We start from the raw sequence: 22667 nt of genomic DNA, 5'->3' as shown, positions 1-22667 counted from the left end.
GGCTGATCAGGCGGAGCTGTTGCTCCGGCGGGGTGGTCAGGCCGTGTGCAGTTTGGGGGGGCGTAGCAATGGCGCTGCCCTGCGGTCGGGCAGGGCGGTCACAGGGGCAAAAACCGGGCGCGCGCGGGTGTGCCACAAAAAGCCAATGGGCTGCATGCCAACAGATGTATCCACAACGGACAGGGCGTTACCCGTCATGCAACACGCGGCATGGTGGTGCATAAGGTGGTGCGTGGCCGCTGTGGTGGACGGGCAGCCAATGGCCGTTGGGCTATGGTGGTGCATGGTGGTGGCGTTAGCCATGGTGGCATGTGCGGCACCTTGCATGGTCGCGTGGACCATGCCCGTATGGGCTGCCTGTGCCGGGGTGTGCGGTGCCAGCAGACCAGTGGCGGCGGCCAGCACAAGCAGGCAACCCAGAACCATCTGGCGAAGGGAAAACAGGCACAACATCTTTTAAATATACCCCTGGGGGGCATATATGGCAAGAAGAATGGATGCGGCCAAACCCCGTTCATATCCCCCGTGCGTAAGCATGTTTGGCCCGGTCTGTGCGACCATGGGCGCGGAGCAACAAGAGCATGAGCCAGATTGTCAGTTTTCCCGTTGGAGGTATGAGTTGCGCCAGTTGCGCCACTCGGCTGGAAAAAGTGCTCAACCGCCAGCCGGGCCTTCAGGCTGGGGTCAATTTTGCCACCGCACGGGCGCAGGTTACGCTGGATGACGTGGCTACCCAGCTTCCTCCAGTACTTGCTGCCGTGCGGGGGGCCGGGTTTGTGCCCGAAACCACCAGTGTTGATCTGGCCTTAAGTGGGCTTACATGTGCCTCCTGCGTCAATCGGGTGGAAAAAGTGCTCAATGCCCTGCCGTCCGTGCAGGCCACGGTCAATCTGGCGACCGAGCGCGCGCATGTCAGTTTTATACCCGGTGTTGTGGACGTGGCCGCACTGATCGCCCAGGTGGAAAAAGCCGGTTACGGCGCAACAGTGTACAGCCAGCAGGACCCGGATGCGCAGGACCGCCAGCACAAGGCCGAATGGCGGCGTGAATGGCGTAATTTTGTGCTGGCTGCCGTGCTCAGCCTGCCCTTTTTGGGCCAGATGCTGGGTATGCTGGCCGGTGTCCATGCCGCCATGCTGCCGTTGTGGGGGCAGTTTGTGCTGGCGGGTGTTGTGCAGGTCTGGTGTGGCCGGGCCATGTATGGTGGTGCCGTGCATGCGCTACGCAATGGGGCTGCCAATATGGATGTGCTGGTGGTTATGGGCACCGGCATAGCCTTTGTGTTCAGTACGGTTGTTACGGCTTTTGGGCTGGATCAGCCTGTGTATTTCGAGACCAGCGCACTGGTTGTAACCCTTGTTCTGCTCGGGCGGCTGCTGGAGGCCCGCGCCAAGGCCCGAGCCAGTGCGGGCATGCAGAGCCTGTTGCACCTGCAACCCCGCACCGCCCATGTGGAGCGCAATGGCCAGTGGGTTGAACAGCCGGTTGAGCAGCTCATACCCGGCGATGTGTTTATGGTCCGCCCGGGCGAAAGTGTTGCCGTGGACGGGCAGGTGCTGGACGGCCAGTCCGATCTGGATGAGGCCATGTTAACGGGGGAAAGTGCCCCCGTTGCCAAAACCAAAGGTGATCGTGTGTTTGCAGGCACGCTCAACCAGACCGGTGCCCTGCGTGTGCAGGCCAGCAGGGTTGGCGCGCAAACCGTGCTTTCGGGCATTGTGCGTATGGTGGAGCAGGCACAGGGCAGCAAGGCCAGCGTGCAACGTCTGGCCGACCGTGTGGCGGCGGTGTTTGTGCCTGCGGTGCTGGGGCTGGCGGTGCTGGCTCTGGGGCTGGGCTGGGCCATTACGGGGGATTTTGGAGCAAGTCTGGTAAACGCGGTGTCCGTTCTGGTCATTGCCTGCCCCTGCTCGCTTGGGCTTGCAACGCCTACGGCCATTATGGTCGGCACGGGCCTTGGCGCGCAGGCGGGTATTCTGTTCCGCAATGCGGATGCGCTGGAGCAGGCGCGCAAAATGGACATTCTGGTCACGGACAAAACAGGCACCCTGACCATGGGCAGGCCCGGGGTTGTGCAGGTGCAGCGCGCACCGGACGTGGATGAGCAGACAATGCTGGGGCTGGCCTGCGCGTTGGAGCAAAGTTCGGAACACCCGCTGGCCCGCGCCATTGTGGCCTATGCCACGGCGCGCGGGGTGGAGCCTGCCGCCATAACCGACTTCAAGGCCATACCGGGGCATGGGGTGCAGGCGCGGGCCAGCGGGGAGGACGTGCATCTTGGCTCCCTTGCCTACATGCTCCAGCTTGGTTGCCCGGTTGATACGGCTTTGACCGATGGCTGGCAGGCGCGGGGGCAGAGTATTGTGGCGCTGGCCCGCGCGGGTGCCGTGGTGGCCTATTTTGGGCTGGCTGATCAGGTGCGCCCGGAGGCCCAGCTTGCCATAGCCGCGCTGCGTAGCGAGGGCCTGCGTGTGGTCATGCTGAGTGGGGATAACGAACGCGCTGCTCAGGCCGTGGCCCGGCAGGTGGGGATAGACGAGGTCGTGGCCGGAGTGCTGCCTGATGGCAAGGCCACCCAGATCGCCCGGCTCCGTGCTGGTGGCCAGCACTGCGTGGGCATGGTGGGTGATGGCATAAACGATGCTCCGGCGCTGGCTCTGGCCGATGTCAGCTTTGCCATTGGGGCGGGGGCGGATATTGCGCTCGAAACAGCGGATGTTGTGCTTGTGCGCAGCCAGTTGACAGCCTTGGTTGATGCGGTCTCACTCTCGCGCGCAACGGTAGCTAAAATCCGGCAGAACCTGTTTTTTGCCTTCATTTACAACATACTGGGGTTGCCGCTGGCGGCTTTTGGCCTGTTGGACCCGGTGCTGGCCGGGGCCGCCATGGCCATGAGTTCCGTCAGTGTTGTCAGCAATTCCCTGCTGCTGAACCGCTGGAAGGCGCGCAGGCGCTGGTCCGCGTGACCCGCGCGCGTGGGCCTCTGTCGTGCTGCCCACGCTCTCGGGCGCGGCTGGCGAGTGGCGGAGGTCAACGGGGCTTTTTTACGTGGGTAGAGTAGGCGTGGTGCTGCCGAGCAGCAGGCTGGTGGCATGGGGTCGCCACTCGCCCGTGTTTTCGTCGCGCCCTTGCAGGTAAAGCCTGCGGGGAGTGCTGGCTCCGGTAGGCTTTGCGGCCTCGCGCAGGAAGACCTCCATATCATCGGACTGTTTGCGGTTGATCAGGCAGCAAAGAGACGTATCGGGGAAGGATCTGAGCAGATCGGCAGAACTGCTTTCTCCCGCAAAGATCATGAGCGGGGGCTGTTTTCTTTTCTGTTCAAAATGAACGCGGATCAACTCGGTTTTGCCAGCGCCCGCGGGGAACGGATAGTGCGGAGCCTCGGTCGGCTCCATAACGCCCTTATGCTCCACAAGTCGTGCGCCAAACACATGCTCGTGCCGCAGATTATAGCCATATTCAGCCGACGTGGCGAACAGGGCCACCAGATCCTCCAGTGCGGAGGAGCAGATAATGGGGTCTATGCCATGTTCTTGCAAAATCTGGAGCAGGTTGCCCATTTCAGGCGTAAGCCGCAGCATCTGGGTCATATCCGCCTGCACCGGACCAGCCTTGCCGGGGCGGGAGGAGGGGCAGACCCACTTCTGATTGGTAATGGAGGCTCCAAGGCACCATTCGTTGGCGGCGCGGCTCAGGGCGATCACATCGGTCTGGGTCTGCTCGGCTACCAGCCGGATCATCCATTGCTGTGCGGCATCGGGGCCATGCAGGGCGGCCACCGCCTGATGGCAGAACGCCATACGTGCCCTGAACGCCAGCATGGCGGGGTTGTCCTGTAATTCCTCCCGCGCAATGGGGTGGGGCATATGCCCGTAGCGGGCTGCCAGCGCGCTGTAATCTTCGACAATATCGGTCACCAGATCGGGAAAAGTAACCGGCTGGCCAGCCATGTTTGCAAAAGGTGCGGGCAGGGGGTGGGTGGACGCATGAACATGGATCAGTTTGCGGAACTTCTGCGCAGGCATAAGGAAGCAGAAATGTTCGAGCATGAACACAAACAGCGTCTGCTGCACATCGCCCACAATAGCTGTGTTGTTCCAGTCCATAACAACATAGGGGGGGGCATTGCCGTTATACGTGTCGGAATAATGGCCATGCGCATTGATCAGCGCCTGAATGGCCTCGCGTAGCGGAGGGTGCCACTTCAGTTCCTCCAGTTCAGGAGGGGGGCGGTCCATCAGGTCGGGCAGACCGGTCGCCCGCCCGATTGTGGGGGTGGCTAAAAGCGCGGTCAGACCCAAACCAAATGTACGGCGGTGCAGAACGGGGCGCATACAAAATCCAGACTGACAGAAGATGCAGTGTAAACCCTATTGAAAGGCGAGAACACGCACGGTCAAGTCATGTTATGCGAACAGGCAGCAAAAGGTGTTTCACAAATCCGCCACGTGGGGTGTGCCCCATGGCCCCGGCACCTAACCCGATGGGACCATGGGGCAGGTGCCGGTTGTGGTTCAGATGAGGGAGGGCAGCAGGCGGCCCAGTGCGCGTTTGCGGCCAATAAGCGGGAGCAGGTCGCGCAGTTCAGGCCCATGCTCTTCCCCCGTTAGGGCAACACGGAGCGGGTGGAACAGCGCTTTGCCACTACGACCGGTTTGGTCCTTGATGGCGGCGGTCCATGCCTTCCAGGTGCCTTCATCCCATGGTTCGGGCGGGAGCAGGGCTGCGGCATCCTTAAGGAACGCTTCATCTTCCTCCTGCACGGGGGGGATGATGTCTCCCTCCACCACACTCAGCCACAGCTTGGCCTCGGACAGCAGGTCGATATTGCTGCGGATGGCCAGCCAGAAGGCTTCTGTTGCACCCTTGGGCAGTTTTTCCGCTACTGCGGCAAAGGGGAGTTGGGCAAGGTGGCGGTGGTTCATGGCCAGTAGCTGGCGTGTATCAAACCGTGCGGCCGAGCGCGAAATGTGAGACAGGTCATAGCTCTGGGCAAGGGCGTCAAACGGCATCAACGCCGGATCGTCCGAGCTGCCAAGCCGGGCAAGGTAGGAGATCAGGGCTTCCCCCTCCACCCCATCCTGCCGCAGGGTGCGCAGGGAACATGCATCAAAGCGTTTGGAGAGCTTGCCCCCGTTTTCGTCCAGCAGCAGGGGCAGGTGGGCAAAGCGGAAGTGGTCGGGGCGAGCGCCCAGTGCTTCTGCAATGTCAATCTGCACGCCGGTGTTGGTCACGTGGTCTTCCCCACGGATAATGTGGCTGATCCCTGTTTCCAGATCATCCACAACCGAGGCCAGCGTATACAGAACCGTACCATCGGTGCGGACCAGCACCGGGTCGGAGACGGAGGGCAGCTTGACGTGGCAATCCCCCATCACCAGATCGCGCCAGCGCACAATGCGGCCCGAGAGCTTGAAGCGCCAGTAAGGCACCTTGCCATTGGCCTCGGCCTGTGCGCGCTGCTGTTCGGTCATGCGCAGCATGGCGCGGTCATACACCGGGGCGCGGCGCTGGCGGATCTGGGTTTCGCGCTTGGCGGCCAGTTCCTGTTCGCTTTCAAAGCAGGGGTACAGGTGGCCGGATGCCTTGAGTTTTTCAATGGCGGCGGCGTAGCGGTCCAGCCGTTCGGTCTGGCGGAAGGTCTCGTCCCATGTAATGCCCATCCATTCCAGATCCTGCTGGATGGCGCCTACCAGTTCCTCGCGCGAGCGAGCGGTATCCGTATCATCTATACGCAGTTGGAACTTACCCTTGTTGCGGCGGGCAAACAGGGCGTTGGCAAGGGCAAGGCGGGCATTGCCCACATGGAGCAGGCCGGTAGGGCTGGGCGCAAAGCGGAGTTTCATAACAGAGGCTTATGCCGTGAATGGGCTGGAAAGACCAGCACGAAGGAAACAGAAAACAGGGGAGGGGCAGCCATGCCGCGCGCGGTTTGCTGCTGCCCCTGCCTGCGGGTGGGGCTTAGTGCAGGTTATGCAGGCCGGGGTCGAACGGTTCGGTATCGTCCTCTTCCGTTTCTGCGTCATCTTCTTCAAGAATGATTTCCTCCCCATCCACCAGTCGGCGGGGGTCCAGCATGCGCCAGTCGCGTTCCATGGAGGTTGCGGGGGTTGCGGTAAAATCATCCAGTTCGTTGGCTGAGCGCCAGCCGTCTTCTTCGGCGTCGATCACCACGGCGTCTTCACCAAAGCTGGTCCATGTGTCCAGCACGTCCTTGGCGGAGGCGCCGGGCATGCGGCAGCGTTCTACGCTGTCACGCACATAGGCGCGGGCAAAGGCGTTGGCGTGGGCAAGGTCATGAAAAATGCCAACATCTTCCACAATATTGTCTTCAGCACCGCCGGACAGGTCCAGAATACGGACTTTCCAGCCTTGCTCCTGCGGGGGGGCTGTTTCGTTCATGGATTTTCCTTAGCTGTCTTTTTTGTTGCGGGCGGAGGCGAACAGGAATTCGCGCCCGATTTTAACCCGCTCAACACCGTTGTACGAAATAATATCGGCTGTTGCGTAGGTTTCGTTCCATGTTTCGGGAATGAACGAGCCTGTGCCAACAACATCTATGGGGGCATGGGCGTCGGCCATGCAGGCGCATTTGGTTACGCCAAACCCGGAGGAGGCAATAATCCGCACCTGCTCAAACCCCGCCCCATCCAGTGCCTCACGCATTTTCCAGATAGACGCGGCGGAAACGCCGGTGCCGATCAGGTAACGCAGTTCCCGGTCGGAGCGGTAGCGGCGCAGGGCCTCGGGGGCATGGCGGTTGACCACGGTATAGGATTCCTGCGGGTTCAGCCCTTCCATAAACCGTCCGCCATGTGTGTCCAGCCGCACGGCAATACGGCCTGCTTTGGCCAGTTCCTCAAACCGGTGGCACACGGCCAGCGCGTCCGTTATTTCCTGCCCAAAATAGTCCACCAGCACCACAAGGTCGGAATTGGGAAAAGTTTCGTGGAACATTTCCGCCGCGCGCACGGTGGAACCCGCGTAGCCGATAAGGGCGTGGGGCATGGTGCCCGCCCCGTGCGTTGTGCCAAAAAAGGCGGAGACAGCATCGTTGGCGGTGCCAACAAAGCCCACGGCCCCGTCCTTTTGCGCGGCCCGTCCACCAATGGAGGCGGCATAGGCCATGAGTTCCTGCATCTCATACCCAGCGCAGTGCCGGGCATCCATGGCCAGAAAACGGGCCTGTGGCAGGGAGAGCGCCATCTGGTAGGCACGCAGGGCCGCAACACAGGAACTGCCAAGCTTTTGGAGCAGAAGTGTTTCCAGATCAGCCAGATGCAGGAACGAGCCGGTAATATAAACCAGTGGCTCGCCCGCCCCCACCCATTCGCCTTCGGGGTGGAGCAGGTCGACCGAGTAGTCACTATTGCGTTCGGCCATAACGTTTTTCAGCCATTCCAGCATAATGCCGGGGGCGGAAATAACAGGGCAGCGCAGGAAAAAGGCGTAAGTGACCTCGCAATCCCCAAAGTGGCCTACTATCTGGCGGGTCCGGTTGAAGTAGGAGTCCGTGCGGCCGCGGATTTCGGCATCCGTCAGGGCGGTGGTCGCCTGAGCGGTGGAAATGCCGGGGGCTGCCACACCAGTAGGGGATTGCGTCATTGCTGAAATGCTCTTTTCTGCCAAATACACTGCACAGATGATGGGTGTGATGGAGGGTGGCGTAAAGACCACCCCCCGCTTCTGTGATCAGGCAAAGAGCGGCGCGGCCTTAGTTGCGGCCGGTCAACTCCTCCGCAATCAGGAATGCCAGTTCAAGTGACTGTTCGGCATTGAGGCGCGGATCGCAGAAGGTTTCGTACCGTGCGCCAAGGTCCTCTTCGGTCAGGCGCTGGGCACCGCCTACGCATTCGGTCACGTTCTGGCCGGTCATTTCCAGGTGAACACCGCCAGCGGGAACGCCCTCTGCCGCGCATACGGCAAAAAAGCCTTTCACTTCCTTCATGACCGCATCGAACGAGCGGGTCTTGACCTTGCTGCCGGTGGAAATGGTGTTGCCATGCATCGGGTCACTGATCCATGTGACCGGCTGCCCCGTTTCCTTGACCGCGCGCATGAGCGGGGGCAGGAACTGCTCGATCTTTTCCGCCCCCATGCGTGAGATCAGGGTAATGCGCCCGGCCTCGTTGCGTGGGTTGAGGATGCTGGTCAGGCTTTTAATGTCTTCCACGCTGGTGGTGGGGCCAACCTTGATGCCAATGGGGTTGCGCACCCCACGCAGGAACTCCACATGCGCGCCATCGGGCTGGCGGGTGCGGTCCCCGATCCAGACAAAATGGGCCGAGCAGTCATACCATTCGCCCGATGTGGAATCGACACGGGTCAGAGCCTGCTCGTAAGGCAGCAACAGGGCCTCGTGCGAGGTGTAGAACTCGGTTTCATCCACCTGTGCGGAGGAGGCTGCGTCAATCCCGCAGGCTTGCATGAAGGCAAGGGTCTCGCCAATGCGTTCGGCCATGGTGCGGTAGCGGTTGGCCAGCGGGGAACGCTCAACAAACCCAAGGTTCCAGCGGTGGACCTCATGCAGGTTGGCGTACCCCCCGCGGGAGAAGGCGCGCAGCAGGTTCTGGATTCCGGTGGACTGGAAGTAGCCCGTTTCCATCCGCGTGGGGTCGGGAATGCGCGCCTCAGACGTGAATTCCGGCCCGTTGATGATGTCGCCGCGGTAGGAGGGCAGGCTTACGCCATCCACTGTTTCCATGTCGGAGGAGCGGGGCTTGGCAAACTGCCCGGCCATGCGACCGAGCTTGATGACCGGCACCTTGGCACCAAAGGTCAGCACAACAGCCATTTGCAGCAGCACGCGGAACGTGTCGCGCACGATGTCTGCCTTGAACTCGCCAAAGCTTTCCGCACACGGGCCACCTTGCAGCACAAAGGCCTTGCCCTGTGCGGCCTGAGCCAGATGGTTGCGCAGGCGGCGTACTTCGCCCGCAAAAACCAGTGGCGGGTAGGCGCTCAGCCGGTCTTCCACGGTCTTGAGTGCGGTGGCGTCCGGATAGGTGGGAATCTGCTTGAACGGAAACGAACGCCAGCTATCCGGCATCCAGGTCTCAGACGTCGGGTTGGGCTGGGTGAGCGTGGCACTCATAACGCGTTCCTGTTCGGTTGGGCTGATTACACACAGATGGTAAGCAGAATGGTAAAAACAATCTCTCTTGGGCATGAATTTGCCAAAGGCGGGTGCCTTTATGTCCAATATGCACGGATTACGCAAATAGCGTTTGCTGGCTCAAGCCATGTTCTGGTCAATGGTGTGGCATCTGCTCCACTCTTGGCCAGAGAATTTGGTTTTTTGCACTTTTGGTGTGATAAGGGTTGCCAGTACGGAACCCGCGCGGCCATTGGTTTATGGCCCGAGTGGGGTGTTTTTTCTTTTTTCTTGCGGGGTAACGCGCAATGGCGCAGCTGCGTAGACCGTTTGTAAACGTAATGTCCGGCCTTCTCATGGGCGCAAGCCTTGTGGGGGCGGTAAGTGTTGCCCACGCGGACCCCCTGATGACCCCTGATGGTGATGTTTCCTTCTCCGAAGGGAGCGGCAACATGGATACGGGGGCTGGTGCAGGTAAATCGACCGAATCAAAAACCGTACATGGGCACCGTAGCCTGCCCCCCGGTTATCAGGATGCTCCATCCATGGAGTTCCAGCATGGTGATGACCCGGACCATCTGGCCAAGGTGCACAGGGATTCGGTTACGGGTTCGGACCTGTCGCGTTATGGTTCGGCCTACCAGAATTCCGGGCCGTTCGGCTCCGGGCAGGTGGGGGATTCCACAGGCAACGGGTGGGTTACCCCCCGCTAGGTGGCTGTTGGTTCGTCCTCTATAAGACGGATATCGGCCTGACCACTAGTCAGGTCGGTCAGCTTTGCACACACGTCGTGTTGCAGAGCCAGGGGGAGCAAAAGCTGGAACCAGGCGCCGTTTTCATCAAAAACGGGCGGTTCGGCTTCAACACCCCATTCAGGCAGGCGCGCCTGAACAATCCCCAGCAAAGAAAACGGGCAGTGGAATCCAAGCCTGACCCGCTCGATCAGTTCTTCCTTCGGGGCTTCGCGCAGGCATTCGGCGGCTGTGCCAGCATAAGCGCGGACCAGACCGCCCGCACCAAGCTTGATCCCCCCAAACCAGCGTGACACCACAATAGCGACCCGGTCCAGCTTCTGGGCCACAACCACCTGCAAGATAGGCCGACCTGCCGTGCCAGAGGGTTCTCCCGCATCGTGGCAGCGGCAATGGGGGCCAAACTGCCACGCCCAGCAATGGTGGGTCGCGTCTGGCTCGGCTGCGGCAATGCTGGCAATAAAGGCATCGGCTTCGGCAATGCTGGCAATGGGTGTGGCGCGCGCAAGGAAGCGGCTTTTTTTAATATCCCGTTCCAGCAAAAAAGGACCGACCAGCGTTTGTGTCATGCGGCCTTCTTATCCCTTCCGCTCCGGTTCGGGCAAGTCAGGTGGCGTGGGTCGGCAGTGATGGGTGATTGCCCATGCAAAACTGGGGGCTGACAGTCTTTTGTAACAGGAGTAACGCGGTAACAGGCGTTAACCTGTGATACGGTAAGCCCACAACTGGCAAGCCTTGCCATCAGAGGTCTGGATAAAGGAGGAAGCACCGACATGATGCCGGTATTCCGTAAAAAATGGAAAGTCATGTTCGGTCTGTGTGCGGTTGCACTGCCCTTGGTGGCCGGTGTTCCCGCATATGCCGATGGCGACCCGCTGAATGGTGGGGATGATGATGATTCGGACGCCCATCGTGCGTCCAGCATGCATAATCTGGCGGGCAAGTTACCTTTGCCGCGTGCACACAAGGACTTTAGCAAATACCACTTTGTCCCGCAGGGGGACAGAATAGTGGAGCAGCCCGATACAAACCGCCTGCTGTTCTGGACCAAGGACGGTCAGCCTGATGGGTATGCTCAACGCCGTGGTAGCAGCGTGATTTATTATAACGCACAGGGGCAGGCTATCCGGGTGCAAAGACTGACAGCTCAGGAAATGGCCGACTAGGCCACCTTAAAGCTTACTCAGAAAAAAGCATGGCTCTGGTTTACTAACGCCAGAGCCAGAAGGCCGGGAGCAGGCTCCCATACCTCCACTCTTGCCACGTTCAGGGGCAGAATGGAGGGCGTAGGGGTATTCAGGTGGTTGTGGCAATCAGTTCCAGTATGGAGGCAGAGGACTCCTCAATGGAACGGCGTGTCACATCAATGACCGGCCAGTTATGGCGGCGGCATAAGCGCCTTGCCCAGTGCAGTTCTTCCTGCACTTTTTCCAGATCAATATACGCGTAATCCGTTATGGCTTCCGGGCGGGACTTGCCCGGTATCATCTGGTTCAGGCGGTTGCGGCGGATTTCAATCAGGCGTTCGGGGTCTATGGTCAGGCCAATAACCGGCTTGGTCGTGGTAAACAGGGCTTCGGGTGGTTCTATGCCCATAACCAGCGGCACGTTGGCAGCCTTTATGCCCCTGTTGGCCAGATAGAAGCAGGTCGGTGTTTTGGACACGCGGGACACACCAACCAGAATAACGTCAGCCTTGTTCAGGCCGCGCGTTTCCTGCCCATCATCATGGGCCAGCACGTAATGCATGGCCTCAATGCGCTGGTAGTAGTTTTCGTCCATAATGTACTGGCCGCCGGGGTGGCGGGTTGCCTCTTCCCCTGTTTCCTCGGCCAGAAAGTGCAGGGCGTTGTCCAGTACGTCCAACAGCCTGATCTGAAGGCTCGCACAGCCTGCTTCCATATCCGCCTGAAGGATCGGGTCCGTCAGGGTGGACATGACCGGCCCACGGTTATTGGCAATATGCCGCAAAACCCGCCGGAGCTGGATCTGGGTACGGATCAGGTTCCAGTGCCGTAGCCGGACTTCCGTATTGGGGAACTGCGCTATGCAGGCCCGCGCCACGGAATCGAGCGTCTGCCCCGTCGCCTCGGATACGAGGTGGAGAGTAAGAATTTTTTGCATGATATCAGATTGAAAAATGGCCGCCCCGGTTGGGGGCGGCCATTCTTTCCTTAGGCTTTAACAGCCTTGTTATTGCGTGTGGCAAGGGCTGCCTGTGCTGCGGCCAGTCGGGCCACGGGCACACGGAAGGGGGAGCAGGAGACGTAATCCAGCCCGACTTCCTCAAAGAACGCGATGGAGAGCGGGTCGCCGCCGTGCTCGCCGCAAATGCCCAGCTTGAGGTCAGGCTTGGAGGCACGGCCTTTTTCCACACCCATGCGCACCAGTGCGCCCACGCCTTCACGGTCGATGGATACAAAGGGGTCCTGCGGCAGCAGACCTTTTTCCACATACTCAGGCAGGAACGAGCCAGCATCATCACGCGACAGGCCAAGAGCTGTCTGGGTCAGATCGTTGGTGCCGAAGGAGAAGAAGTCAGCACTCTGGGCAATCTGGTCAGCAGTCAGGGCTGCACGGGGCAGTTCGATCATGGTGCCGATCTTGTAGGACAACTGCGCACCACGTTCGCTCAGCACATCGGCAATCACGCTTTCGCAGGATTTGCGGACCAGATCCAGTTCGGCCTTGGTGCCGATCAGCGGGATCATGATTTCCGGGTCCACGGCCTTACCGGTTTCCTTTGCAATGTCCAGTGCGGCCTCAGCAATGGCACGCACCTGCATGGCGTAGATTTCGGGGTAGGTAATGCCAAGGCGGCAGCCACGGTGGCCCAGCATGGGGTTGGATTCGGAAAGGGCCGAGCGGCGTGCGCGCAGGCTTTCCACATCCTTGCCCAGTGCCTTGGCAACATCGGCCAGTTCGGCCTCACCATGCGGCAGGAACTCGTGCAGCGGCGGGTCGAGCAGGCGGATGGTCACCGGCAGGCCCGCCATAATGCGGAACAGTTCGGTAAAGTCGCTCCGTTGGAATGGCAGCAGGGCCTCAATGGCGCGGGCGCGTGTTGAGGCATCATCCGCCATGATCATCTGGCGCACATGGCCAATGCGGTCGGGGCCGAAGAACATGTGTTCGGTCCGGCACAGGCCAATACCTTCCGCGCCAAAGCGGCGTGCGGTTTCCGCATCCTCGGGGGTTTCGGCGTTGGCGCGCACGCCCAGACGGCGCACACCGTCTGCCCAGCCCATAAGGGTTGCAAAATCGCCCGAAAGGGTGGGCGGAATGGTGGGAACGCGGCCCTTGTACACTGCACCGGTGCCGCCATCGAGCGTAATCCAGTCACCCGCCTTAAGCGTATGGCCGTCCACGGTCATGGTCTGGGCCTTGTAGTCCACAGCAATGCTGCCAGCACCAGCCACGCACACGCGGCCCATGCCACGGGCCACAACGGCTGCGTGGGAGGTCATGCCGCCGCGTGTGGTCAGTACGCCACGGGCTGCGTGCATGCCGTGCACGTCTTCGGGTGAGGTTTCAATACGCACCAGAATAACGTCGTCACCCTTGGCGGCGCGGTCTTCCACATCCTCGGCGGAGAAAGCGATAATACCGGTTGCCGCGCCGGGGGATGCGGGCAGGCCGCGGGTCAGCAACTGCCGTTCGGCCTTGGGGTCCAGTACCGGGTGGAGCAACTGGTCAAGGGATGCGGGAGGAACGCGGGTCACCGCTTCTTCCTGCGTGATCAGGCCTTCCTTGGCCATATCAATGGCCACGCGCAGGGCTGCGGCTGCGGTGCGTTTGCCCGAGCGGGTCTGGAGCAGGTAAAGCTTGTTGGCCTGAACCGTAAACTCGATGTCCTGCATATCGCGGTAGTGGCGTTCAAGCAGGTCACGGACCTTGAGCAGTTCGCCATAAGCGTTGGGCAGCGCTTTTTCCATCGAGGTCTGACCCGCGACCGAGCGGCTTTCCGCCATGGGCTGCGGGGTGCGGATACCGGCAACAACGTCCTCACCCTGCGCGTTGATCAGGTATTCACCGTAAAAGATGTTTTCGCCCGTGGACGGGTCGCGGGTGAAGCACACGCCCGTTGCACAGTCGTTCCCCATGTTGCCGAACACCATGGACTGGACATTCACAGCCGTACCCCAGCTTGCGGGAATGTCATGCAGCTTGCGGTAGGTGTTGGCGCGCGGGTTCATCCATGAGCCAAACACGGCTCCAATGGCGCCCCAGAGCTGGTCCTTGGGATTTTCGGGGAAGGGGGTGCCTGTTTCGGACTGCACGATCTGCTTGTAGCTTTTCACAACGTCCTGCCATTCTTCGGCGGTCAGGGCGGTGTCATCCAGCTTGCCAGCGGCGCGCTTGGCCTGTTCGAGCAGGTCTTCAAATTCGTGGTGCGGCACACCGAGCACAACGGAGCCGTACATCTGAATGAAGCGGCGGTAGCTGTCCCATGCAAAACGGGCATCGCCGGAGGAGCGGACAAGGCCTTCAACCGTCGTGTCGTTCAGACCGAGGTTGAGCACTGTGTCCATCATGCCGGGCATGGAAACGCGCGCGCCAGAACGGACGGAGACCAGAAGCGGGTTTTCGGCGTCGCCAAAGCGCAGGCCCATGGCCTTTTCCACCAGACCCATTGCGGCTTCAAGCTGGGCTTCCAGCTCGGCCGGGTACTTCCGTCCGTTATCGTAAAAGGCGGTGCAGACTTCAGTGGTAATGGTAAATCCGGGGGGCACGGGCAGGCCAATATTGGCCATTTCCGCCAGATTGGCGCCCTTGCCGCCGAGGAGATTGCGCATCCCGGCGTTGCCTTCGCTTTGGCCAGCACCGAAACTGTAGATCCACTTGGTCATTTTGCCGTTCACTTCATTCTTTTGTGCCAGACGAGCTGAAGTTCCGACCGAGGGGATGGGAACAGGGGATACCGGAACAGCAGCCGGACTGGGCACGGAATTTTTATTTTTGGTTTGGACGACGAACTCCACCCCTTCGTTGCTCGCCAGCATGGCGCAGATTTGGCCGTCGGGCAATCTCTCTTTTACAGGTAAATGGTAAAAAACTGCGGGTGTGGCGCTTCTATCCGTTTGTTGTGCAAAAGGCGTTCCATTCTGCTTCATCCATGGTCTGGATGTTCAGTTCGGCGGCTTTTTTGGCCTTGGACCCGGCTTTTTCCCCCAGCACGACCAGATCGGTCTTTTTGGACACGGAGTCGGATACCTTGCCCCCCATGCGTTCAGCTGTGGCCTTGGCCTCTGGCCGTGTCATGGTCAGTAGCGTGCCGGTAAAGACAATGGTCTTGCCCGCAAGCAGGCCACCACTGGGGGCCGTCTCTTCCGTAATGTGCAACTCGGCGCTCAGTTCGGCCAGCGTGCTCTGGTTGTGGGGTTCGGCCACAAAGGCCACCACGTCCGTTGCAATGGCGTTGCCAATGCCGGTAATGGAGCCAAGCTCCAGCCGGGCATCGGAGCCAATGATGGTGGCGGCCTCCATCTGGCGTAGCCAGTTGGCGTATGTGCCATAATGCCGGGCCAGCAGGCGGGCGTTGCTCCCCCCGATCCGGCGGATACCCAGCGCGTAAATAAAGCGCGAGAGTGAGATCGTGCGCCGTTCCTCTATGGCCTGAAGCAGATTGCGCACGGACTGTTCGCCCCAGCCATCGCGCTGTTCCAGTGCTGGCGCATGGGTTTTAAGCCGAAAAATATCCGTTGGGGTGCGGATCAGCCCGGCCTCATAAAACTCGCGGATACTGCGGTCCCCAAGTCCATCAATGTCAAACGCAAGGCGGGAGACAAAATGGATCAGCCGCTCCACGGCCTGGGCGGGACAGGTCAGCCCGCCAGTGCAGCGGCGCACGACCTCGCCTTCGGGGCGGACAGCCAGCGCTCCACATACCGGACAATGGTCGGGAAAATGGAATAGCGGTTTGCGCTCGGTCGTATCCGTGCCCGATGGCGCAACGCCAAGGACTTGCGGAATAACATCCCCCGCACGCTGGACGAACACCAGATCTCCCTCGCGCACGTCCTTGCGGTTGATCTCATCCTCATTATGCAAGGTGGCGCGGGTCACAAGTACGCCGCCAACATTAACGGGTTCCAGATGGGCAACAGGGGTTAGCGCTCCTGTGCGGCCTACCTGAATTTCTATGGCGTTCAGGCGTGTAATGGCCTGCTCGGCAGGGAACTTCCACGCTGTGGCCCAGCGTGGGGCACGGCCAGCAAAGCCCAGACGCTCTTGCAAACTCAGGTCGTCTATTTTGTAGACAACACCGTCAATATCATAAGCGAGTTCGGCGCGTGCGCGGCTGATCTCATCAAAAAAGGCTTCGGCCTGAGCCACCCCCTCAATCTGGCGCGAGAGCGGGTTGACCACAAACCCCCATGCCCTGAGCTGCTCCAGATAGTCCCCGTGGCTGCGGGTTGCCTTGTCCGAGCAATACCCCTGCGCATAGGCAAAAAGCGAGAGCGGGCGTTGGGCCGTAATGCTCGGGTCCAACTGCCGCAAGGAGCCAGCCGCCGCGTTGCGCGGGTTGGCGAACAGGCGTTTGCCGGCCTCCTCCTGTGCAGTGTTGAGCGCGATAAAATCAGCTTTGGAGAGGAAGACCTCGCCCCGGATTTCAATCAGGTCCGGGTACGGAGCGGGCAATGCCATAGGTAGGCCGCGCAGGGTGCGCAGGTTGGCGGTTACGTCCTCGCCTTCGGTGCCATCGCCTCGGGTGGTTCCGCGTGTAAATAAGCCATGTTCATAGGTCAGGCTGATGGAAAGACCATCAATCTTGGGTTCGCCGGTCAGGCGTAGGGTGGAGGCTTCGGTCTGTTCCAGCCCTAGAAAGCGGGACGCACGGGTTATGAAGTTTTCAAAGTCCTCGCGGTCAAACACATTGTCGAGCGAGAGCATGGGAACAAGGTGGATATGCTTGCCAAAAGCGCTATCGGGGGTGGCCCCTACCGTATTGGCGGCACTGTTCTCGGGTTCTGCGTCAGGGTAGTGCGCAACAAGCTCATTGTAGCGCCTGCGTAGGTCGTCGTAGTCTGCATCACTTATTTCTGGTGCGTCATGCCCATGGTAAGCGGTGTTGTGGTGGGCAATCCGGGTGGCCAGTTCAGCCAGCTCCGCGCGGGCCTGCTGGAGGTCCATCTCCGCGACCGGGGTGGGCTTGGTTGTCATTTTCTGGGTTCCAGCAGACTGGCGGCGGCGGCGCGGGCCGCGTCGGTAATGGTGTCTCCTGCCAGCATACGTGCGATTTCTTCCCTACGTTCTGTTTCGGCCAGAGCTATGGCGTGGGTTGCTGTTTGCCCGTTGCGGGTCTGTTTGCCAATACGCAGGTGGGCATCCGCACTGGCAGCGACCTGTGGGCTGTGGGTGACGGCCAGCACCTGCACGGTCATGGCCAGTCGGTGCAGGCGCTCACCAATGGCGGCAGCAGTTGCCCCGCCAACCCCTGCATCAATTTCGTCAAAAATGAGCGTGCCAATGCCAGATTGCCCGGCCAGCACCAGCTTGAGTGCCAGCATCAGGCGTGACAGTTCCCCACCGGAGGCCACCTTGGCAATGGGGCCGGGGGGCTGGCCGGGGTTGGCTGCAATAAGGAATGTGACCTGCTCCATGCCGTAGCGGCTCCACTGCTCTGGAGGTAGGGGCTGCAACTCTGCCAGAAAGCGGGCTTTTTCCAGCTTGATCGGCTTAAGTTCGGCAGTTACGGCCTGCTCCATTTTTTTGGCGGCATGGGTGCGGGCATCGGTTAGTTCCCGTGCCGCAGTCATGTAGGCAAGGCGGGCTTCTTCTGTTGCCTGTCGCAGGCTCTCCAGTTCGGTAGCGCCATTGTCCAGCGCATGCAGGCGGGCTGTGAGTTGGGCGAGCAGGGCGGCCAGTTCATCCACCAGAACATTGTGTTTGCGGGCAACGGTGCGCAGTGCAAACAGCCGTTCCTCGGTTTCCTCCAGTTCACGCGGGTTGGCTTCCGTATCCGCCATAAGGCGGGAGAGCAGGCTTTCGGCCTCGGCCAGTGCGTTTTCCGCATTTTCCAGCGCACTCAGGGCTTCAGTTGTGCGGTTGGTCAGTGCGTCGGTTTCTGGTGTTGCGTTGTCCGAGGCAGAGGACGGAACCAGACGTAAAAGAGCACGGCTGGCCGCGCGCAGGGCTGCTGCTGGTCCGGTGGAGCGGCGGTCGCGCGGGGTGAGTTCGGACAGGGCGGCAGCAACGGCCTCGCCCCGGCGTTCGGCTTGCTGGAGCGCATGGCGCTGCTGTGCCAGTTGGCTTTCCTCCCCCGGTTGGGGGGCGAGTGTGGATAGTTCGTCCACCGTATGACGCAGCCATTCTTCCTCACGCGCGGCGTCTTCGAGTGCCTGTTGGGCGGCGGCAAGGTTCTGGCGCAGTTCCTGCCAATGGGCAAAGGTCTGTGCTATTTTTTTGAGAAGGGTCGGTTTAATGCCATAGGCATCGAGCAGGCCACGATGGGTGGAGGCATCTGCCAGCCCCATCTGCTCATGCTGGCCCTGAATTTCAATTAAGGCGGAGGCGATCTTGCGCAGCAGGGTCAGCCCCACAGGCTGATCGTTGATCCATGCGCGTGAACGCCCCTCGCGCGAGATAACGCGGCGCAGAACCAGCGGTTCGCCCTTGTCGGCGGGAATGCCCTGTTCTTCAAGCTGTGTGTAAACCGTATGACTGGCCGGTGTTTCAAAACACGCGGTTACGCGGGCCTCTTCCGCACCGGAGCGGACCAGACCCGCATTGGCGCGTTCGCCCATGGCCAGACCCAGACTGTCCAGCAGAATGGATTTACCGGCCCCGGTCTCCCCCGTTAAGGCGGTAAAGCCGGGGTGGAGGGCAAGGTCAAGTGCTTCGATCAGCACAACGTCTCTGATGGAAAGATGTGTCAGCATGGCGACATCCGGCTTTTAGGTTCACACCTTAAATGACTGGAGTCTGCGGAACAGACCAAAGAATTGCGCCTGTTCCCGCTTGAGCCTGAACAGGCATATCCTAGCTCCGGGCGGGAAGGCCTGTTCTGTATGTTCCTGTTGTGTTCTTAATTCAAGAGGGAAAGTGAGAAAGCTGCATTACTTTTTGGCGACAGGGGCAGGGGGGGCGGCAGGCTGGGTTTTGGCAGGAATCGCCGGTGCACTCTGCGCCGGGGTGGCCTGTGGGGCTGAGGCGTTCGGCTGCATGGCTGCGGGTGCTGCCATACGCTCATCCCGCGTATCGGACGCCTGAGATTTAACAATGTCCTGCTTTGCGGGTGTCGTAACAGCCACACCGGGAAGCGGAAGCTTGTCATCCAGCAGGTGGTAGTTTTTCAGCTTGTTGTAGGCGTAGTGGTACCACTGGCTACTGGGGTAGTTGTAACCCAGAACAATGGCGGATTTGCGGGCCTGATCGGTCAGCCCCAGATCAAGGTACACTTCCACCATGCGTTCGAGTGCTTCTGGCACATGGTTGGTGGTCTGGAAGTCCTGCACAACGCGCTGGTAGCGGTTGATCGCGCCTTCATAATTGCGTTCGCGCTGGTAATAGCGGCCAACCAGCATTTCCTTACCTGCCAGATGGTCACGGCACAGGTCGATTTTAAGCTGGGCGTCGCGGGCATATTTGCTCTGGGGGAAGCGGGTTACCACTTCTTCCAGCGCATCCATGGCTTCCGCCGTACCCTGCTGGTCACGCTGCACATCCGCAATCTGCTCATAAAAGCAGAGCGAGCGCAGGTAATAGGCATAGGCGGAATCGGTGCTGGTGGGGTGCAGGCTGATAAAACGGTTCAACTGCTGCACGGCTTCGGGGTATTTTCCTTTAAGGTAGTAGGAATACCCTTCCATCAACTGCGAATTGGGAATGTAGCCCGAATAGGGATAATTCTGCTGGAGCGTTTCAAACTCGGCGGCAGCCAGTTCGTAACGGCGGGTGCGCAGGGCATCAATGCCGTTGTTATAGAGCGTCTCCGGGGGCGCAATCTTGGGAGCAATCGGGGCTTTTTTGCTACCAGTCAGCAGACTGCACCCAGTCAGCCCGGTCAGCACAAAAGCTGAGAGCACGAACGGCAGACAACGACGGACTGACTGTGTTTTTATAGAAATATCAAACATACCGGCTCTTCAGATCGAGACAAAATCTTATAGCATGTCAGCGGGTCAAGAAAAGCACAGAAACGCCGATTATTGAAAGCTCCGTGCAAAAAGCTGGTCAGGCCGCAGCGGACGTGGATTGCAGGTTTGTCATGTCCTGCCAGGCCGTGCTTTGGGCAAACAGAGCATTGAGCGCCAGGTTGTTCAGCGTATGGCCAGAACGATGGCCCCTAAAGCTGGCGTTCAGCACGCAACCGGCCAGATAAAGGTCGCCTACCGCATCCATGATCTTGTGGCGGATGAACTCGTCCGGACAGCGCAGACCCGCAGGGTTAAGCACAACGTCATTATCCACAACAATGGCGTTGTCCAAAGATCCACCAAGTGCCAGCCCGGCCTGATGCAGGGCTTCAATTTCCTGCCGCATGGCAAAGGTGCGGTTGCGCGCAAGCTCGTTACGGAAGGATGTGGGGGTCAGGTCCAGTGCGTAATTCTGCACGCCAATGGCGCGGGCGGAAAAGTCGATGCTCATGGACAGATGCGGGGTTGAGCTATTGTGGGGGAGCAGTTCCACCCATGCATTCTGGTGTTCAACCCGAATGGGCTCCACAACCTGCACCATACGGCGGGGCAGGTCCTGCGCCTTGCGCCCGGCGCAGTCGAGCAGAAAAACAAAATCCGTGGCCGAACCATCAAACACCGGCGTTTCTGGCCCATCGACCAGAACAAGCGCGTTATCAATGGCGCAGCCACAAAAAGCGGCCATCAGATGCTCAACCGTGGCGACCCGGTTTTCGGGGCGTGTTTTTTCACCCAGCACGGTGCTCAGGTGCGTTTCTACCACATAGTCATACCGAGCGGGCAAGGGGGCTGCATTGGGCAGGTCCGTGCGCTGGAAAACAATGCCATGTCCTGCCGGTGCGGGGGCAATGGTCATGTTGATGGAGCGGCCCGTATGCAGGCCAATGCCCACTGCGGAAATAGCGTGGTGCAGGGTATGTTGGGCGGGTGCGGCTTTAGGGCGTATCTGTCGCATGGTGATCGGGAGGGTCTCCACAGATTTGGAATATGGGGTCAACTCCCCAGACAGATTATCCATGATCCCGACCGCCCCATGTTCGTGTGGAAAATTACGTCACACTAACGCTAGGGCCTGTTTGGAGCAGATGCGAGTCAATGATTATTGCTATCTGTTTCATCCCCCACCCTGCGGCTGGCGGCCATAGGGTGGGGTGTGCCGTAATCAGGTTTAGCGGCGCAGAAAGGTTGGAATTTCCAACCCGTTATCCCCTTCGCCGTGGCGCGTGCTGCCCTGTTCGGCCTGACTGATGGTGGGCTGGGACTGCGCTACGGGTTCCTGCCGTGTTTCGGGCGTGGTGGCACGGCGGAATGCGCCGGTCACACGGCCAAACAGGCTGCGTGCATTAGGGTCCTGCGCAGGGTAGGCCGAAGGACGCGGCGGCTCGCTGAACAGGTTGGCGTGCTTGGATGCAGCCGGTGCGGGAGCGGGGGCCGGTGCAGGCTGGCGTGGCTGTGCCGCAGCGGCTGCAACCTGACCGGGTACGGTGTGCGCGGGCGGGGCTGCATGGCCGGGTGGGGGCGCATAAGCCTGCGGCTGCGGTGCGGCTGCGGGCTGTTGCGCTACGGGGGGCTGCATCTGCTGTGCGGCTGGTGCGGCAGAAGGCTGCGCGCTTGGGGCCGCGTAAGGCTGTTCTGGCTGTGCTTCGGTTTCCACCGCTGCCAGATGGGGGCGCTCGGCTCCGCCGGAGGGGACGTCAATGCCGGTTGCTACGACGGACACACGCAAGCGCCCGCTCATTTTTTCTTCAATGACCGTGCCAAAGATCATGTTCGCATCTTCGGGCACTTCGCGGCAGATGCGGTTGAAGGCTTCTTCCGCTTCGAAGAAAGTCATGTCCTCGCCGCCGGTTACATTGACCAGCAGACCCTTGGCGGTGGCCATGCAGGTGTCTTCCAGCAGCGGGTTGGAAATGGCGGCTTCCGCTGCCTCAACCGCGCGGTTGTCGCCCTCGGCCTCGCCCGTACCCATCATGGCCTTGCCCATTTCGGCCATAACACTGCGGATGTCGGCAAAATCGAGGTTGACGTAGCCGCGTTCCATCATCAGGTCGGTTACGCCGCGCACGCCCATGTTCAAAACTTCGTCAGCCAGCTTGTAGGCTTCACGCAAGGTGGTGCGTTCGTTGGCAATGCGGAAAAGATTCTGGTTGGGAATCACGATCAGCGTATCAACATACTGCTGAAGTTCCTGAATCCCTTCATCCGCCACGCGCGCCCGGCGCTTGCCCTCATAGGCAAAGGGCTTGCTGACCACGCCAATGGTCAGAATGTTCCGCTCGCGCGCCATGCGGGCAATAACAGGTGCCGCCCCTGTGCCCGTGCCGCCACCCATGCCGGTGGTGATGAAAACCATGTGCGCGCCGTCCAGATACCGCGCAATTTCGTCCGCGGCTTCTTCTGCCGCGGCGCGGCCGACCTCGGGTTTGGCGCCTGCACCCAGACCGTGGGTCAGGTGCGGGCCAAGCTGAATGCGGCTGTCGGCCAGACTTTTGGCCAGACTCTGCGCATCGGTGTTGGCAACAACAAACTCCACGCCTTCAAGGTTGGAGGCAATCATGTTGTCAACCGCGTTCGTCCCCCCGCCGCCAACGCCTATAACGGTGATCTTGGGCGAAAAATCAGCATGAGTCTGGGGTGGAACGGTTAGGTTGAGTGTCATGTGTCTCTCCCGGACTGCGGCGG

The 22667-nt window shown here is 60.4% G+C and carries 17 protein-coding genes; 3 read left to right on the top strand and 14 right to left on the bottom strand.

All coding sequences use genetic code 11. From position 1 onward, the window contains the following. Nucleotides 1-36: 36 nt before the first annotated feature. Nucleotides 37-453: a hypothetical protein gene (locus GOB86_RS07760; protein ID WP_165991785.1), complete on the bottom strand. Its 417-nt coding sequence runs from the start codon at nt 451-453 to the stop codon at nt 37-39. Nucleotides 454-581: 128 nt separating this feature from the next. Between GOB86_RS07760 and GOB86_RS07755 the strand changes: the two genes are divergently transcribed. After that, on the top strand, nt 582-2966 hold the full coding sequence (locus GOB86_RS07755) for a heavy metal translocating P-type ATPase (protein ID WP_165991784.1): 2385 nt from the start codon (nt 582-584) through the stop codon (nt 2964-2966). Between the two features lie 78 nt (nt 2967-3044). Here GOB86_RS07755 and GOB86_RS07750 read toward each other — a convergent pair whose 3' ends face one another. From GOB86_RS07750 to GOB86_RS07730, 5 genes are all read right to left on the bottom strand, one after another. Beyond that, nucleotides 3045-4334, bottom strand: coding sequence for a haloacid dehalogenase-like hydrolase (locus GOB86_RS07750; protein WP_165991783.1), 1290 nt, complete (start codon nt 4332-4334; stop codon nt 3045-3047). A 180-nt stretch (nt 4335-4514) separates the two neighbouring features. Beyond that, nucleotides 4515-5846 (bottom strand): glutamate--tRNA ligase, encoded by a 1332-nt coding sequence (gene gltX / locus GOB86_RS07745; protein WP_165991782.1) that lies wholly within the window; start codon nt 5844-5846, stop codon nt 4515-4517. A gap of 115 nt (nt 5847-5961) precedes the next feature. Further along, entirely contained in the window at nt 5962-6402 is a 441-nt protein-coding gene (locus GOB86_RS07740; RefSeq protein ID WP_165991781.1) for a hypothetical protein, read from the bottom strand. 9 nt (nt 6403-6411) lie between these two features. Further along, nucleotides 6412-7605: a nicotinate phosphoribosyltransferase gene (locus GOB86_RS07735; RefSeq protein ID WP_165991780.1), complete on the bottom strand. Its 1194-nt coding sequence runs from the start codon at nt 7603-7605 to the stop codon at nt 6412-6414. Between the two features lie 109 nt (nt 7606-7714). After that, nucleotides 7715-9094, bottom strand: coding sequence for a class II 3-deoxy-7-phosphoheptulonate synthase (locus tag GOB86_RS07730; protein ID WP_165991779.1), 1380 nt, complete (start codon nt 9092-9094; stop codon nt 7715-7717). A gap of 308 nt (nt 9095-9402) precedes the next feature. Between GOB86_RS07730 and GOB86_RS07725 the strand changes: the two genes are divergently transcribed. Next, the gene (locus tag GOB86_RS07725) at nt 9403-9807 is read left to right on the top strand and encodes a hypothetical protein (RefSeq protein ID WP_165991778.1); all 405 of its coding nucleotides are present in this window, start codon (nt 9403-9405) and stop codon (nt 9805-9807) included. Here GOB86_RS07725 and GOB86_RS07720 read toward each other — a convergent pair. Then, nucleotides 9804-10415, bottom strand: a complete 612-nt coding sequence (locus GOB86_RS07720) for an IMPACT family protein (RefSeq protein ID WP_165991777.1) — start codon at nt 10413-10415, stop codon at nt 9804-9806. The two genes, GOB86_RS07725 and GOB86_RS07720, sit on opposite strands and share 4 nt — an antisense overlap. 204 nt (nt 10416-10619) lie before the next feature. Between GOB86_RS07720 and GOB86_RS07715 the strand changes: the two genes are divergently transcribed. After that, nucleotides 10620-11012 carry a hypothetical protein gene (locus GOB86_RS07715; RefSeq protein ID WP_165991776.1) on the top strand — a complete coding sequence of 131 codons (393 nt, stop codon included), beginning with the start codon at nt 10620-10622 and terminating at the stop codon, nt 11010-11012. 130 nt (nt 11013-11142) lie between these two features. On the opposite strand, the gene GOB86_RS07710 is transcribed toward GOB86_RS07715, so the two are convergent. The 7 genes from GOB86_RS07710 to ftsZ all read right to left on the bottom strand — a co-directional run bounded on the left by GOB86_RS07710 (nt 11143) and on the right by ftsZ (nt 22644). Next, nucleotides 11143-11970 carry a pyruvate, water dikinase regulatory protein gene (locus tag GOB86_RS07710; protein ID WP_165991775.1) on the bottom strand — a complete coding sequence of 276 codons (828 nt, stop codon included), beginning with the start codon at nt 11968-11970 and terminating at the stop codon, nt 11143-11145. Between the two features lie 50 nt (nt 11971-12020). After that, complete coding sequence (gene ppdK / locus GOB86_RS07705) at nt 12021-14696, bottom strand: pyruvate, phosphate dikinase (protein WP_165991800.1); 2676 nt, start codon at nt 14694-14696, stop codon at nt 12021-12023. Nucleotides 14697-14919: 223 nt separating this feature from the next. Continuing rightward, a complete protein-coding gene (gene ligA / locus GOB86_RS07700; protein ID WP_194301129.1) occupies nt 14920-16980 on the bottom strand; it encodes an NAD-dependent DNA ligase LigA in 2061 nt (686 codons plus the stop codon). A 26-nt stretch (nt 16981-17006) separates the two neighbouring features. Next, nucleotides 17007-18728, bottom strand: coding sequence for a DNA repair protein RecN (gene recN, locus GOB86_RS07695; RefSeq protein WP_165991773.1), 1722 nt, complete (start codon nt 18726-18728; stop codon nt 17007-17009). A 177-nt stretch (nt 18729-18905) separates the two neighbouring features. Further along, nucleotides 18906-19925, bottom strand: coding sequence for an outer membrane protein assembly factor BamD (locus GOB86_RS07690; protein WP_165991772.1), 1020 nt, complete (start codon nt 19923-19925; stop codon nt 18906-18908). Between the two features lie 97 nt (nt 19926-20022). Then, nucleotides 20023-21003, bottom strand: coding sequence for a UDP-3-O-acyl-N-acetylglucosamine deacetylase (gene lpxC / locus GOB86_RS07685; RefSeq protein ID WP_165991771.1), 981 nt, complete (start codon nt 21001-21003; stop codon nt 20023-20025). A gap of 150 nt (nt 21004-21153) precedes the next feature. Then, entirely contained in the window at nt 21154-22644 is a 1491-nt protein-coding gene (gene ftsZ / locus GOB86_RS07680) for a cell division protein FtsZ (protein ID WP_165991770.1), read from the bottom strand. Nucleotides 22645-22667: the final 23 nt, after the last annotated feature.

The sequence above is a fragment of the Acetobacter lambici genome (genome assembly GCF_011516885.1).
GTDB lineage: Bacteria > Pseudomonadota > Alphaproteobacteria > Acetobacterales > Acetobacteraceae > Acetobacter > Acetobacter lambici.
Note: the sequence above shows the minus strand (reverse complement) of the source record. Positions and strands in the feature narration are given on the sequence as shown.